This is a genomic window from Streptomyces sp. NBC_01716 (genome assembly GCF_036248275.1).
Lineage (GTDB): Bacteria > Actinomycetota > Actinomycetes > Streptomycetales > Streptomycetaceae > Streptomyces.
Genome location: NZ_CP109181.1, coordinates 5931242 through 5945772 on the forward strand (window position 1 = coordinate 5931242; position 14531 = coordinate 5945772).

The following is a 14531-nucleotide window of genomic DNA, read 5'->3' on the forward strand; positions in this document are numbered from 1 at the left end:
CCCTCAACAGGCCCGGGGGACACCCCATATGGAACGCTGACGTCCCGGCCGGTGGATCGTTGATATACAGACAAGACCAATCCGATGCGCCAATTGAGACGAATCCCTTACGGGGGATTCCCGCGATTCGCACGAAAATATCCGACGAGGCATTCCAACGAGGAAGGCACGGCCGCCGCACGTGAGGGACACACGAGAGAGCCGGCTGCTCCTGGTGCTGCTGATCGCCATCGCGTTCGCACTGATCACGGTGGATATCCGCGGCGGAGAGGCATCACCAGTCGACGGTGCCCGACAGGCCGCCGCCTCGGTCTTCGGCCCCGTCCAGGAGGGGGTCTCCAAGGCCGTCGACCCGGTCGGCAACGCCATCGGGGCCGTACGGGACTCCGGTGACCGGCACGACCGCGTCAGCCTCCTGGAGCGGGAGAACGTGGCGCTCAAGCAGCGGCTCGGCAGCGACGAGCGCAACCGCAGCCGCGTGAAGGAACTGGACAAGCTCCTCAAGACCGCGGGCGCCGGCCAGTACGGCATAAAGGCCGCCGAGGTCATCGCCATAGGAGCGGCCCAGGGCTTCTCCTGGACCGTGACCATCGACGCGGGCGCCGACGACGGCCTCAAGCGCGACATGACCGTACTGAACGGGGACGGGCTCGTCGGCCGTATCACCACCGTGGGACCGGGCACCGCGACCGTACTGCTCGCCAACGACCCGGACTTCACCGTCGGCACCCGGATGGAGAACGGCGACGAACTGGGCTTCGCCACCGGCCAGGGCGACCAGCCCTTCAACGTCCAGCTACTCAACGGCAAGGCCAAGGTGAAGAAGGGGGACCGGCTGGTCACCTTCGGATCCAGCAAGGACCGGCCCTTCGTACCCGGGGTGCCGGTCGGTCAGGTCGTCCGCGTCGACCCCTCGGGCGGCGGCCTCACGCGTGACATCTTCGTCCGCCCGTACGTCGGCTTCACCAAGCTCGACATCGTCGGCGTCGTCGTCCAGGCGCCCCGCGAGGACCCGCGCGACATGGTCCTGCCGAAGAAGCCCGCCAAGCCCAAGCCCACACCGACCGTCACTGTCACGGCCACCCCGTCGCCCAACGGCCAGGACCAGCCGGGCGACGGCCAGGTCAACGAGCAGGAGTAGAGCTGATCCCCATGCGCTTCAACCGGATGCTGCTCTCCGTCACCCTGGTCGTGGTCGCGCTGGTCGTCCAGGTGTCCGTCCTCGCCCGCCTCCAACTCCCCGGCGCCGTACCCGATCTGCTCCTCCTGGTCGTCGTCGCGCTCGCCCTGGTCTACGGGCACACCAGCGGCGCGCTCATCGGCTTCGGCGCCGGGCTCCTCGCCGACATCGCCCCGCCCGCCGACCACGCCGCGGGACGGTACGCGCTGGTGCTCTGCGTGATCGGCTATCTCGCCGGACTCGCCAAGCCCGACCACGGCCAACTGCGCACCGCGCTCGGCCCGATGGTCGTGGTGGTCGGCGCGGCCGTCACGACGACGCTGCTGTACGCGGGAGTCGGCGCCCTCGTCGGTGACACCGCCGCCCGCCACGTCGGCCTCACCAACCTGGTCGTCACCTCCGCCATCTACGACCTGTTGCTCGCACCGTTCACCGTTCCGCTGATCATGGCCCTGGCCAGACGCGCGGAGAACGATCCGCTCGCCGACAAGTCGAGCGGCGGCAGCGACGTCGCCTCCGGCTGGCTGGCGGCGGGCACCGGACTGCGGATCGGGAACCAGCGCGGGGGGCTGCGCATGAAGACGGCCAGGTCGCGTGCGGCCCGCGCCGGACGGATCAAGGGGGTCAAACGACTGTGAGCAACATTCCGGAGACCGGACGGACGCCCAGGGTCCAGGTCCGGCTCGTCATCATCCAGGTCCTCGTCTTCTCGCTCCTGCTCACCCTCGGCGGACGGCTCTGGTACCTCCAGGTCCGCAACGGCGCGGAGTACACGGACGAGGCCAAGAACAACCACGTACAGCAGGTCGTCCAGCCGGCCGTCCGCGGCTCGATCCTCGACTCGCAGGGCGTGCCGCTCGCCGACAACGAGACCAGGCTCGTCGTCTCCGCCAGCCGCACCGAACTGATGAAGATGCAGGACAAGGGGAAAGCGGTCCTCATCCGCCTCGCCGGCATTCTCGGGATGACGCCGAAGGAGGTCGGGGACAAGGTCAGGCTCTGCGACAACGAGACGCCGCAGCCCTGCTGGAACGGCTCGCCCTACCAGCCCATCCCCGTCACGGACGAGGCCACCACCCAGCAGGCCCTCCAGATCCGAGAGCGCGCCGAGGACTTCCCCGGCATCACCGCCGAACCGACCGCCGTACGCCGCTACGCCGCGCCGGGCAACGCCAACACCGCCCAGGTGCTGGGCTATCTCTCGCCGGTCACCGACGAGGAGATCACCGAGGCGCAGGACACCGACTCGCCGTTCCTCCGCTCCGACCAGGTCGGCCGCTCCGGTCTGGAGCGCACGTACGACAAATACCTGCGCGGCGACGCGGGCGTCACGCGCTACGAGGTCGACAACCTCGGCCGGGTCATCGGGCAGGCCAAGAGCGACCAGGCGGAGCCGGGCTCCAACATCATCACCTCCATCGACGCGCGCGTGCAGGCCGTCGCCGAGTACGAGCTCCAGGAGGCGATGAAGGCCGCGCGCAAGGAGCACGACCGCAACACCAACCAGAACTACAAGGCCGACGCGGGCGCCGTGGTGGTCCTTGAGTCCAAGACCGGCCGTGTCGTCTCGATGGCCTCCCAGCCGACGTACGACCCCAACGCCTGGGTCGGCGGGATCTCCGCGAAGGACTACGCCAAACTCACCAGCAAGAAGTCCAACTTCCCGCTGCTGAACAGGGGGATCCAGTCGCAGGCGGCGCCCGGCTCGATCTTCAAGGTCATCTCGTCGACGGCGGCGGTCAAGGCCGGATACGACTTCAACGGCAGCTACCCGTGCCCCAGTTCGTACTCCATCGGCAGCCAGGTCTTCAAAAACTTCGAGTCCCAGGGCTACGGCAGCATCGACCTCGGCCGCGCCCTTGAGGTCTCCTGCGACACCGTCTTCTACGGTCTCGCGCACAAGGAGTGGCAGAAGGACGGCGGCAACAAGCCCAAAAAGGGCGCCAACGACTACTTCTACAAGACCGCCAAGGAGTTCGGCCTCGCCAAGGAGACCGGCATCGACCTCCCCAACGAGGTCGCGGGCCGCATCCCGGACCGCCAGTGGAAGCAGGACTTCTGGGAGGCCAACAAGGCCGGCTGGTGCAAGCAGGGCAAGAAGGGCGGCACGTACGTCGAACAACTCGCGTACGAGGGCTGCCTCGAAGGCAACCAGATGCGCGCCGGTGACGCGGTCAACTACTCGATCGGCCAGGGCGACACGCTCGTCACCCCGATCCAGATGGCCACGATCTACGCGGCGATCGCCAACGGCGGCACGATGTACGACCCGAGCGTCGGCAAGGCGATCGTCAGCCCCGACGGCAAGAAGGTCACGGAGATCAAGCCCAAGTCGCACGGCAAGCTGCCGATCGACGGCAAGCTGCGCGACCAGCTGGACAAGGCACTCGCGGGGGTGGCGACCACCGGTTCGGCCGCGTGGCGGTTCGGCGGCTGGCCGCAGGACAAGATCCCGATGCACGCCAAGACGGGTACGGCCGAGGTCTACGGCAAGCAGACGACCTCCTGGTTCGCCTCGTACACCGAGGACTACACGATCGTCATGACGATCTCCCAGGGTGGTACGGGCTCCGGCGCCTCGGGCCCCGCCGTGCGCAAGATCTACGAGGCGATGTACGGCCTCGACGCGAAGGGCGGCCAGAATCTCAAGAAGGCCCTGATGCCCGAGCCGCGCGGGGCACTGCCCAAGATCGAGCCCGACGGCACGATCGACGCGCCGTCCATCAAGCCGTTCGAACCGGACAAGGCGCCGCTGGACGGCAACGAGATCGCGCCGGCCGGTGACAACAACGGCCTGGTGCCGCAGGCACCGGACGACACGGGCCAGGCACCGGACACCGGACAGCCACCCGGCGACACGGGTCAGGCACCGGACACGGGGCAGGCACCCGACACCGGTCAGGCACCGGACACCGGCCAGGCACCCGGCGGCGGGCAGCCACCGGCGGGTCCCGGGCGGTCGGCGAACGACAACGGACAGCTCGCGGGCGCACCCGCGCGGAGGGACTGACGCATGGCCGGCACGAGCGGCTTCTCCGTCTCCGGATACGGCCCCGAGCGCGGGCTGTGGGCCACGCTCGCGGCCCGCGACTCCCTGGCGCGCAGGCTGGACTGGCCGCTGATGTTCTCCGCGCTCGCGCTCTCGGCGGTCGGGTCGCTGCTCGTCTGGTCGGCGACCCGCAACCGTACGGACCTCAACGCGGGGGACCCGTACCACTTCTTCTTCCGCCACATACTGAACACCGGTATCGGGCTGGCCCTGATGATCGGCACGATCTGGCTCGGCCACCGCACCCTGCGCGGCGCGGTGCCCGTGCTGTACGGCATCTCCGTCGTACTCGTCCTGCTGGTCCTCACCCCGCTCGGCGCCACCATCAACGGCGCGCACGCCTGGATCGTGCTCGGCGGCGGCTTCACCCTCCAGCCCTCGGAATTCGTGAAGATCACGATCATCCTGGGCATGGCGATGCTGCTCGCGGCCAGAGTCGACGCGGGTGATCAGGTCCATCCGGACCATCGGACGGTCGCCAAGGCCCTCGGGCTCGCGATCGTTCCGATCCTGATCGTCATGATGATGCCGGACCTCGGTTCGGTCATGGTCATGGCGGTGATAGTGCTCGGCGTCCTGCTCGCCTCCGGGGCGTCCAACCGGTGGATCTTCGGCCTCATCGGTGCCGGTGTCGCGGGCGCCGTCGCGGTGGCGGCACTCGGGGTGCTCGACGAGTACCAGATCAACCGCTTCGCCGCCTTCGCCAACCCGGAGCTCGACCCGGCGGGCGTCGGCTACAACACCAACCAGGCGCGGATCGCGATCGGTTCGGGCGGGCTCACCGGCACCGGGCTCTTCAACGGCTCCCAGACCACCGGGCAGTTCGTCCCCGAGCAGCAGACCGACTTCGTCTTCACCGTCGCCGGAGAGGAACTGGGCTTCGTCGGTGCCGGGCTGATCCTGCTGCTGCTCGGTGTGGTGCTGTGGCGCGCCTGCCGGATCGCCCGGGAGACGACCGAGCTGTACGGGACGGTCGTGGCGGCCGGGATCATCGCCTGGTTCGCCTTCCAGTCCTTCGAGAACGTCGGGATGACGCTCGGGATCATGCCCGTGGCCGGTCTGCCGCTGCCGTTCGTGTCGTACGGAGGCACGTCGATGTTCGCGGTCTGGATCGCGGTCGGCCTGCTCGAATCCATCAGGGTCCAGCGGCCGATAACGGCGTGATCCGGCGGGTCGGTGTCGCGGGGGCTGCCACGAGGCAGCCCCTGCGACTACGTTTGTGAAGATGGTGGACACAAAGCGAGAGATCGAGCGTAAGTACGAACTCCCGGAGCCGCCGGAGGCCGGCGGCAGCGGCCCGCAGCCACGTGGGCGTTCGCTCCTGCCGGATCTCACCAAGGTCCCGGCCGTCTCCGCCGTCACCGTACGGGGCGTCACCGAGCTGGACGCCGTCTACTACGACACCTCTGACCTGCGGCTGACCACCGGCGCCCTCACGCTCCGCCGCCGCACCGGCGGCGCGGACGAGGGCTGGCACCTGAAGTTCCCCGTCGGCGACGGCGTCCGCGACGAGCTCCGGGCCCCGCTCTCCGACACTCTCCCCGACGAACTCGCCGCGCTGGTGCGCTCACGCGTCCGCGGCGCGGACTTGGCCCCCGTCGTACGGCTGCGCACCTCGCGCGACATCAGCCTGCTGGTCGACGAGGCAGGCCGGACGCTCGCCGAGGTGGCAGTGGACACCGTCCGCGCCGAACGCCTGCCCGCCGGGGGCGGCACCGCCGACTGGACCGAGGTCGAGGTGGAGCTGGCCGACGACGGCGCCCCGGCGCTGCTCGACGCGGTGGCGAAGGTGTTCCGCAAGGCGGGAGTACGGCCCGCGTCGGCGAAGTCCAAGCTCGCCAGGGCCCTCGCCGACACGGCGCCCGTCGAGAACGCGCCCCGAGGCCGCAGGCCGGGGAAGCCCGCCCGGGAGACCGGAAGAACGCCGGTCACCGCCGGGGACCATGTGCTCGCCTATCTGCGCGAGCAGGCCGACGCGATCATCTCGTACGACCCCGCCGTCCGCCGCGACCTGCCGGACTCCGTGCACCAGCTGCGGGTGGCCACCCGCCGGATGCGGTCCGCGTTCCGTACGTACGACAAAGTGCTCGACCGGGACGCCACCCGGCCCATCGGTACGGAGCTGAAGTGGCTCGCCGGGGAGCTGGGTGTCGACCGGGACCAGGAGGTCCTCGCCGAGCGGCTCGCCGAACGCGTGGACGCCCACGACGCGACCCTGCTGCTCGGCCCCGTGCACGCCCGGCTCCGGATCTGGGACGCCGCGGGCCGCACCGACGCGCGGGCCAGGACCCTCGGCGTACTCGACAGCGCCCGCTATCTGCGGCTGCTGCAGTCGGTGGAGGCACTGCTCGCCGATCCGCCGCTGCTCACCGGCCGCGCGGAGAAGAAGCCCGGCAAGGTACTGCCCCGGGCGATCATCAAGGACTACGAGCGCCTCGCCGGCCGGGTCGAGCACGCGCTGGAGCTCGTGCCGGGGGAGGAGCGCGATCTGGCGCTGCACGACGCCCGTAAGGCCGCCAAGCGCGCGCGGTACGCCGCCGACGCGGCCCAGCCCGCCCTCGGCAAGCCCGCCAAGCGCTTCTCCAAGCGGATGAAGGCCGTGCAGACCGTGCTCGGCGACCACCAGGACAGCGTGGTGGCCCGCGACTCCCTGCGGGACCTCGCGATCCAGGCGCACGCGGCCGGGGAGTCCGCCTTCACCTGGGGACTGCTGTACGGCGAGGAGGAGGCACGGGCGGCCGACCGGGAGCGGGAACTGCCGCAGATCTGGCGCGAGTCGGCGAAGCGGAAACTGCGGACGGCACTCACCGGCTGAGGACCGGGCCGTCTGCCGGGCCGGGGCGGGCGCTCGCGCGGTGAGGGGCGGTTGGCGCTCGGGGTAGCCTGAATGGTCACCCCGTCAGCCCACGAAAGTCGCCGTGATGTCTGCTGTTGAATCGGTCTTCCCACAGCTCGAAGCTCTGCTCCCGCATGTGCAGAAGCCGATCCAATACGTCGGTGGTGAACTCAACTCCACCGTCAAGGACTGGGACGAGTGCGACGTCCGCTGGGCGCTGATGTACCCCGACGCGTACGAGGTCGGGCTGCCCAACCAGGGCGTCATGATCCTCTACGAGGTACTCAACGAGCGTCCGGGCGTCCTCGCCGAGCGCACGTACAGCGTCTGGCCCGACCTCGAAGCGCTGATGCGCGAGCACAAGGTCCCCCAGTTCACCGTGGACGCGCACCGCCCCGTCTCCGCCTTCGACGTGTTCGGGCTCTCCTTCTCCACCGAGCTCGGCTACACCAACATGCTCACCGCGCTCGACCTGGCCGGGATCCCGCTCGCGGCGGCGGACCGCACCGCCGACCACCCGATCGTGCTGGCGGGCGGCCACGCGGCGTTCAACCCCGAGCCGATCGCCGAGTTCATCGACTGCGCCGTCATCGGCGACGGCGAGCAGGCCGTCCTGCAGATCACCGAGATCATCCGGGCCTGGAAGGCCGAGGGCCGCACCGGCGGCCGCGAGGAACTGCTGCTGCGGCTCGCGAAGACCGGCGGGGTGTACGTCCCCGGCTTCTACGACGTCGAGTACCTGCCGGACGGCCGTATCGCCCGTACCGTTCCCAACCGGTCCGGCGTCCCGTGGCGGGTCTCCAAGCACACCGTGATGGACCTCGACGAGTGGCCGTACCCGAAGCAGCCGCTGGTGCCGCTGGCCGAGACCGTGCACGAGCGGATGTCCGTCGAGATCTTCCGCGGCTGTACACGCGGCTGCCGCTTCTGCCAGGCCGGCATGATCACGCGCCCCGTCCGGGAGCGCAGCATCACCGGCATCGGCGAGATGGTCGAGAAGGGCCTCAAGGCGACCGGCTTCGAGGAGGTCGGCCTGCTGTCGCTCTCCTCCGCCGACCACAGCGAGATCGCGGACGTCGCCAAGGGCCTCGCCGACCGGTACGAGGAGGAGAAGATCGGCCTCTCCCTCCCGTCCACCCGCGTCGACGCCTTCAATGTCGACCTCGCCAACGAACTCACCCGCAACGGCCGCCGCTCCGGCCTCACCTTCGCCCCCGAGGGCGGCTCCGAACGGCTGCGCAAGGTCATCAACAAGATGGTCTCGGAAGAGGACCTGATCCGTACGGTCTCCACCGCGTACGGCAACGGCTGGCGCCAGGTGAAGCTCTACTTCATGTGCGGGCTGCCGACCGAGACCGACGAGGACGTCCTGCAGATCGGCGACATGGCGGTCAAGGTCATCGCCGAGGGCCGCAAGGTCTCCGGCCAGAACGACATCCGCTGCACGGTCTCCATCGGCGGCTTCGTACCCAAGCCGCACACCCCGTTCCAGTGGGCGCCGCAGCTGAGCGTCGAGGAGACCGACGAACGGCTGCTGAAGCTCCGCGACAAGATCCGCGCGGACAAGAAGTACGGCCGCTCGATCGGCTTCCGCTACCACGACGGCAAGCCGGGCATCGTCGAGGGCCTGCTCTCGCGCGGCGACCGCCGGGTGGGCGCGGTCATCCGCGCGGTCTACGAGGACGGCGGCCGGTTCGACGGCTGGCGCGAGCACTTCAGCTACGACCGCTGGATGGCGGGCGCCGCGAAGACCCTGCCCGAGTTCGGCCTGGACGTCGACTGGTACACCACCCGCGAACGCACATACGAGGAGGTCCTGCCCTGGGACCACCTGGACTCTGGCCTCGACAAGGACTGGCTCTGGGAGGACTGGCAGGACGCCCTGGACGAGACGGAGGTCGAGGACTGCCGCTGGACGCCGTGCTTCGACTGCGGGGTGTGCCCCCAGCTCGACCTGGACATCCAGATCGGCCCGACGGGCAAGAAGCTGCTGCCGCTGACGGTCAAGTACGGCTCCTGACCTTCGGGCGCCGCTTCACCTCAGGCCCTGGACGACCGCTGTCCGCGGGAGCCGTCGGCCGCGAGTGGGAAGCTGCGCAGCGACAGCGCGCTCGGTGGGGGCAGCGCTCCGTGGGTCCCCTCGGCGCGGAACGACTGGAGCAGATAGGCCACCAGGCGCCGGGACGCCGGACGGTCGTGCGGCAGAGCGGTGACCAGGCCGCAGTGGGACAGCAGGGCCACCGCGAGGTCGGAGGGATGGAAATCGGGCCGGAGCGCGCCCGCCGCCTTTGCCCTGCGGACCAGGATCATGAGATCCCGTTCGGCCCGTTCCCGGATCCGCGCGTGTTCCGCCGTGCTGTCCGGGAAAGCCGCGACGAACGCGGCCGGGAACCCCCGTTCCTCCCGCTGGAGTTCGCAAACCGTCTCGACCAGCTGTTGGAAGCCCCGCCACGGGTCGGGGTCGGCCAGCGCCTCGGCGAGTGCCCGGGCGCAGGTCTCCATCTGCTCTGCGTAGGCGGACCGCACCAGGGCGTCCCGGGTCGGGAAATGCCGGTACAGCGTCGCCACGCCGACTCCCGCCCGTCGGGCGACGGTCGCCATGGGCGCGTCGATCCCGTGATCGGCGAAGACCGCACGGGCGGCGACGAGGACGCGCCCCCGATTGCGCCGGGCGTCGGCCCGGAGCCCGTCCGGGCCCGCGATCCGAGAGGAATCTCCTGCCACTGTCTCTCACCTCCGGCCAAACGGACGATGTCGTCCGTTTCGCAGCCTACGCTCGGCGCCGAGATCCCCCGTACGACCGGGCTGGTGGCGAAGGTGAGAACGATGAACGACCGCACGATGAAGGCAGTACTGTTCGACCGCTTCGGTGGCCCCGAGGTGTTGTACGTGGGCCGGGTGCCACGCCCCGAACCGGCGCCCGGCGAGATTCTCGTGCGGGTGCGTGCGTTCAGCGTCAACGGTGGTGAACTGGGGGCCCGTTCCGGCCGCCTCCGCCTCTTCACCGGCCGGAAGTTCCCGCAGCGCGTCGGGCTGGACTTCAGCGGTGAGGTCGTCGCGCTCGGTACCGGCGCGACGGGTGTCGCGGTCGGCGACCCGGTGTGGGGCGTCATGGGCCGCGTCTCCGGGTTCGGCAGCGCCGCCGAGTACGTGACCGTGCGGGCCGAGCGGCTCGGCCGGGTCCCGGACGGACTGGACCTGGTGTCCGCCGCCGCGCTGCCCGTGGCGACCACGGCCATCACCGCGCTCCGCGACAAGGCCGCGCTGCGCCCAGGCGAACGGCTGCTCGTACGGGGCGCGGCGGGCGGCGTCGGTAACGTAGCCGTCCAGCTTGGGCGGGCGTACGGCGCCGAGGTCACGGCCTTGGCCCGCGCCGCCAACGTGGACTTCGTCCGCGCGCTCGGCGCCCACCACGCCGTCGACCACCGGACCGTCGCGCCGGCGGATCTGGGCCTGTTCGACGTGGTCCTCGACACGGCGGGCACCGACCTGCGGACCTTCCGGCGCCTGCTGAAACCCGGCGGACGCATGGTCACCATCGCCTTCGACCAGACGCGGCCCGCCGCCTCGCTCGGCTACATCGCGGCCAGTGCCGTGCACGGGCGCGGCCGGGTGCGCTTCTTCAGCGGCAACCCCGAGCGGGCGCTCCTCGACGACCTTGCCCGCCAGGTGGTGGAGGGGGGACTGCGCCCGGCGGTGGACACGGTTTTCCCGCTGGAGGAGACAGCGGCGGCACACCGGGCGCTGGAGGCGGGCGGTGTGCGGGGCAAGTACGTGGTCAGGGTCGACTAGGGCGTGTTTTAGAAGTAGCGTCGTCCGCCCATCGGGCGGGGCCCACGGCGTCTGGTGCGTGCGATCGCAAGGCGGAGGATCAGCCCCGTAGATGGACCGGACGTACGTGGATGACTCCGACAACGCGGCGAGCGCGCGTGCCAGGCGTCGTGGGCCAGACGGGACTTCTCAAACACGCCCTAGGCAGCACACCGCCGGTGCTGCCTCCGGCTGTCGGGCCGGAGGCAGCCTGGCTGTGGGGGGCTAACGGTGTGGGATCAGCCGATGGCGTTGAGCATCGCCGATTCGACGTGATCGGCGGCGTTCCGGTGGCCCCTGGCGTTGGGGTGGACGAGGGCCAGTTGGTCGGGGACCCGGGTGAAGACACCCTCCACCCACTTGCCGGAGTCGCAGACGCTGTGGTTCCGGGTGGAGTCGTAGAGGTTGACGAAGGACGACGCGTCGTGGGCGCCGGCCGACTTCTCGATCACCTTGTTGAGGGGTTCCAGGACATCCTCGCGGAGCCAGTCCAGGTCGCCCGGGGTGACCGAGGCGAACTGCTCCAGGTCGTTGTAGCGGCACTTGGACGTGTCTTCGGGGATGATCGTCGGGTAGCCGACAGCCAGGGTCTTGGCGTGCGGGGCCCTCTCGTGGAGCACGGTGAGCATCTCGTCGTACTCGTTGCTCACCCTGCTCAGCCGGTCGGGGACGGTGCCGGCGAGTTCGTCCCGGCACGGCGTGCCCAGGCCCCCACTGCCCGCGCCCAGTTGCAGACAGGTGGTGAGCATCCCGGCGAATCCGAGGCTGTTACCGCCCGCGCCGACGGTGATCACGTCGGTGCCGGGGCCGACGGCCGCGGACTGGGGTGGCACCGCCGGGAACGGGTAGTCCGGATCCTCCGAGAAGGGCGGCAGATGGCGGCCGATCGGCTCCTGGGCCCTGAAGGTGATGTCCTCGATCGTGGCGGCGCCGCAGCTGACGTTGGTCAGGTCGAAGAGCGAGCCGAGGTTGCGGTCGATGACCTGCGGATAGGACTGGTCGGTGCGCTCGCAGCCGTCACGGGGGACCTCGAAGATGTCGCCCGCGGCCTGGATCACCCCGGCGGAGTACGAGTCGCCCAGGGCCACCCACTCGTACTGTACGGCCGCGGCTGCCGGGGCGGCGCCCGCGAGTTGCGTGGGGGCGACGGCCCCGGCGACGAGAGCGGCGGCCGAGCCCAGCAGGGTCAGGCGCTTACGGAAACGGGTCACGAATCCTCCATGTGCACGGCGTTGATGCCGCTTTGACCGTACGGAGTTCGTCACTCATCGCACTAGATCCATTACGGACAGTCATTCAGTGATCGCGATGAGCCACTTTCGAGCGGTTTGCTTCGGTGCGCTGACGGTTCACGGGCGACAACTGACAGAGGCGGCGCGGTATGTACGCGGAGCGAGGCAGACGCGTGATCAACCGCGCCGGTCCGGGCTCGGCGCGCGGCTCCCGGCCACTGTCCTGTTCCCGATCTTGAGGGCCGGACTCCGGATCTCGAATCGGGCACGAACGCGACCTGGGCTGCCGATCCGGGATCCGGGCGGGCGCCGGCCGCGTCCTCCGAGGCATGGATCTGGACACGACGCCGGCCCGGCCGCGGACACCCGAACGGTTCGAGCCGGGTGAGGGCTGTCTGACGACGGCCATCCGGATCCCGGTCCGGATCGTCGTGCTCGTTCTCGTCGTCCCGGTGCGGATGGTCTGGGACCTGCTCGCTGGCGGCGCGAGGGTGGCGTACCGCTCCGTGCTGACGCCGGTCGGGCGAGGCATCGCACTGGCCTGCTCGTGGGCGTACGAGACGCTGCTCGCCCCGGTCGGGCACGCCGTGGGCGTGGCGCTGGGGTTCCTGGGCAAGGTGCTGTTCGTCTGGCCGTGGGTGGCGCTGTGGCGGTATGTGGTGGTGCCGGTGGTGCGGTACGGGTTGGTGGTGCCGCTGGTGTGGTTGTACGAGACCGTCCTCACCCCTGTCGGCCACGGCATCGCCTTCGTCTGTTCCTGGGTCTACGAGACGGTCCTCACCCCCGTCGGTCACGGCCTCGTCTGGCTCGTCGTCACCCTGGTGGTCACCCCGCTCGGCTGGTTCTACCGCGCAGTCCTCGCCCCCGTAGGCCGCGAGATCGCCGACGCCATCGGCGTCGCCTGGCGGATCGCCGGACAGATCTCGCGCGCGGCCGGCCGGGGGCTGAAATGGCTGGCCCGGGTCCTGGTCGGGCAGCCCGTCAGCTGGTTCTACCGCACCGTCTGCACACCGGTGGGGCATCTGGTCCGCGACTACGTCTGGGCCCCGGCCAAGAAGGCGGCCGTCGAGACCGGCCGGGCGGTCGGCAGTGCGCTGCGCTCCATGGGGCAGACGGTCGGGCAGGCCCGCCGCGACGCCTGGCGCGCTCTGGTCGGGGCCCCGCGCCCGGCCGAGCCTGTGAAGGCGTCACTCGACGGGGCGCGTACGCTGGGAGATACAACAACCGTCCCCGGCGTGGTACCCGCACCCGAGATCTCCCTGCGTAAGCAGGTGTGAGCCGGGTTTTCCGGGGCCGACCGCCCGGTCGGCCGCGCGTCCGAGGGTGTGCGCCACCGCGCGCACCCCGCACCGAGGAGAAGAACCACTGGGCAAGCGACAGCCCGAAGGCCCCCCGCCCGCGCCGGCGGTGCAGCGCATCAGACTGCGTTACACCAAGCGTGGCCGCCTCCGGTTCACCAGCCACCGCGATTTCCAGCGCGCCTTCGAGCGGGCCCTGCGCCGCGCCGACGTCCCCATGGCGTACTCGGCGGGTTTCACCCCGCACCCCAAGGTGTCCTACGCCAATGCCGCACCCACCGGCACGGGCAGCGAGGCCGAGTATCTGGAGATCGCACTCGCGGCGCCGCGCGACCCCCACACACTGCGCGAACTGCTCGACGAGTCGCTGCCCACCGGGCTCGACATCATCGACGCCGTCGAGGCCCGTACCTCGGGTCTCGCCGACCGGCTCACCGCCTCCGAGTGGGAGCTGCGGCTCGACGGGGTGGCGTACGAGGAGGCCGAGCGCGCGGTGAGTGCCTTCCTCGCCGCCGAGGTGGTGGAGGTCGAGCGTCGTGCGAAGAACGGCATGCGGACCTTCGACGCCCGGGAGCCCGTCGTCGACCTGCGGACCCTTCCTCCACAGGCCGATAGGCCGCAGGGGGAGCGCTGTGCGATACTGCGGCTGGTTGTTCGGCACGTGACACCCGCCGTTCGACCCGACGACGTCCTTTCCGGTCTCCGAGCTGTGGCCGACCTGGCGCCGCCGGTCCCCGCAGCGGTGACCAGGCTGGCGCAGGGGCTCTTCGACGAGGAGTCCGGAACGGTGACCGACCCGCTCGCGCCCGACCGCGAGGCGGTCACGGCAGGCCCTTCCACGGCCGCCGGACCCGCCGCCGCGAAGGCGCCTGAAGGTGCGATTTCCGCGTAGGACGGTTGTTGTAGCGCGGCCCTTGTACTCGGGAGCCACCTGGGTCGGGCGGCGCGCTGACCACGAAGACTTTCGCCAGGCCGTACGTGCAACGCGTACGTACGGAACCGGCGACCCAGACATAACAGCTCCTGTGCGGCGCCCGCGCCCCGGACGGCGGCAATCGCGCCTCAGCGCGGGCCGCGGCCGGACCGGATCAAGGCGTGGCGCCCGGGAGCGTGACGGGAGAACCGC

The 14531-nt window shown here is 70.4% G+C and carries 11 protein-coding genes; 9 read left to right on the forward strand and 2 right to left on the reverse strand.

What is annotated here, in order from left to right:
• Window positions 1-181: 181 nt before the first annotated feature.
• The 6 genes from mreC to OIE74_RS26185 all read left to right on the forward strand — a co-directional run bounded on the left by mreC (window position 182) and on the right by OIE74_RS26185 (window position 9085).
• The gene (gene mreC, locus OIE74_RS26160) at window positions 182-1141 is read left to right on the forward strand and encodes a rod shape-determining protein MreC (protein ID WP_329387694.1); all 960 of its coding nucleotides are present in this window, start codon (window positions 182-184) and stop codon (window positions 1139-1141) included.
• Window positions 1142-1152: 11 nt separating this feature from the next.
• Window positions 1153-1818 (forward strand): rod shape-determining protein MreD, encoded by a 666-nt coding sequence (gene mreD / locus OIE74_RS26165; RefSeq protein WP_329387698.1) that lies wholly within the window; start codon window positions 1153-1155, stop codon window positions 1816-1818.
• A complete protein-coding gene (gene mrdA, locus OIE74_RS26170; protein WP_329387701.1) occupies window positions 1815-4190 on the forward strand; it encodes a penicillin-binding protein 2 in 2376 nt (791 codons plus the stop codon). The genes mreD and mrdA overlap by 4 nt, the downstream gene beginning before the upstream one ends.
• 3 nt (window positions 4191-4193) lie before the next feature.
• On the forward strand, window positions 4194-5393 hold the full coding sequence (gene rodA / locus OIE74_RS26175) for a rod shape-determining protein RodA (RefSeq protein WP_329387702.1): 1200 nt from the start codon (window positions 4194-4196) through the stop codon (window positions 5391-5393).
• Between the two features lie 61 nt (window positions 5394-5454).
• Entirely contained in the window at window positions 5455-7044 is a 1590-nt protein-coding gene (locus OIE74_RS26180) for a CYTH and CHAD domain-containing protein (protein WP_329387705.1), read from the forward strand.
• Window positions 7045-7150: 106 nt separating this feature from the next.
• Complete coding sequence (locus OIE74_RS26185; RefSeq protein ID WP_329387707.1) at window positions 7151-9085, forward strand: TIGR03960 family B12-binding radical SAM protein; 1935 nt, start codon at window positions 7151-7153, stop codon at window positions 9083-9085.
• A gap of 20 nt (window positions 9086-9105) precedes the next feature.
• On the opposite strand, the gene OIE74_RS26190 is transcribed toward OIE74_RS26185, so the two are convergent.
• Window positions 9106-9789, reverse strand: a complete 684-nt coding sequence (locus tag OIE74_RS26190; protein ID WP_329387708.1) for a TetR/AcrR family transcriptional regulator — start codon at window positions 9787-9789, stop codon at window positions 9106-9108.
• 102 nt (window positions 9790-9891) lie between these two features.
• Here OIE74_RS26190 and OIE74_RS26195 point away from each other — a divergent pair, with 102 nt between their 5' ends.
• A complete protein-coding gene (locus OIE74_RS26195) occupies window positions 9892-10857 on the forward strand; it encodes an NAD(P)-dependent alcohol dehydrogenase (protein ID WP_329387710.1) in 966 nt (321 codons plus the stop codon).
• 257 nt (window positions 10858-11114) lie between these two features.
• Here OIE74_RS26195 and OIE74_RS26200 read toward each other — a convergent pair whose 3' ends face one another.
• The gene (locus OIE74_RS26200) at window positions 11115-12086 is read right to left on the reverse strand and encodes an SGNH/GDSL hydrolase family protein (RefSeq protein WP_329387712.1); all 972 of its coding nucleotides are present in this window, start codon (window positions 12084-12086) and stop codon (window positions 11115-11117) included.
• A 350-nt stretch (window positions 12087-12436) separates the two neighbouring features.
• On the opposite strand from OIE74_RS26200, the gene OIE74_RS26205 reads away from it, so the two are divergent.
• Both OIE74_RS26205 and OIE74_RS26210 read left to right on the forward strand, forming a co-directional pair.
• Window positions 12437-13384: a hypothetical protein gene (locus OIE74_RS26205; RefSeq protein ID WP_329387714.1), complete on the forward strand. Its 948-nt coding sequence runs from the start codon at window positions 12437-12439 to the stop codon at window positions 13382-13384.
• Window positions 13385-13514: 130 nt separating this feature from the next.
• The gene (locus OIE74_RS26210) at window positions 13515-14297 is read left to right on the forward strand and encodes a TIGR03936 family radical SAM-associated protein (RefSeq protein WP_329387717.1); all 783 of its coding nucleotides are present in this window, start codon (window positions 13515-13517) and stop codon (window positions 14295-14297) included.
• Window positions 14298-14531 lie beyond the last annotated feature (234 nt).

What these genes read in the sequence shown, in the direction of transcription:
- mreD (WP_329387698.1), top strand. Translation starts at nt 1,153, where the DNA reads ATGCGCTTCAACCGGATGCTGCTCTCCGTCACCCTGGTCGTGGTCGCG.
- rodA (WP_329387702.1), top strand. Translation starts at nt 4,194, where the DNA reads ATGGCCGGCACGAGCGGCTTCTCCGTCTCCGGATACGGCCCCGAGCGC.
- OIE74_RS26180 (WP_329387705.1), top strand. Translation starts at nt 5,455, where the DNA reads ATGGTGGACACAAAGCGAGAGATCGAGCGTAAGTACGAACTCCCGGAG.
- OIE74_RS26185 (WP_329387707.1), top strand. Translation starts at nt 7,151, where the DNA reads ATGTCTGCTGTTGAATCGGTCTTCCCACAGCTCGAAGCTCTGCTCCCG.
- OIE74_RS26195 (WP_329387710.1), top strand. Translation starts at nt 9,892, where the DNA reads ATGAACGACCGCACGATGAAGGCAGTACTGTTCGACCGCTTCGGTGGC.
- OIE74_RS26205 (WP_329387714.1), top strand. Translation starts at nt 12,437, where the DNA reads ATGGATCTGGACACGACGCCGGCCCGGCCGCGGACACCCGAACGGTTC.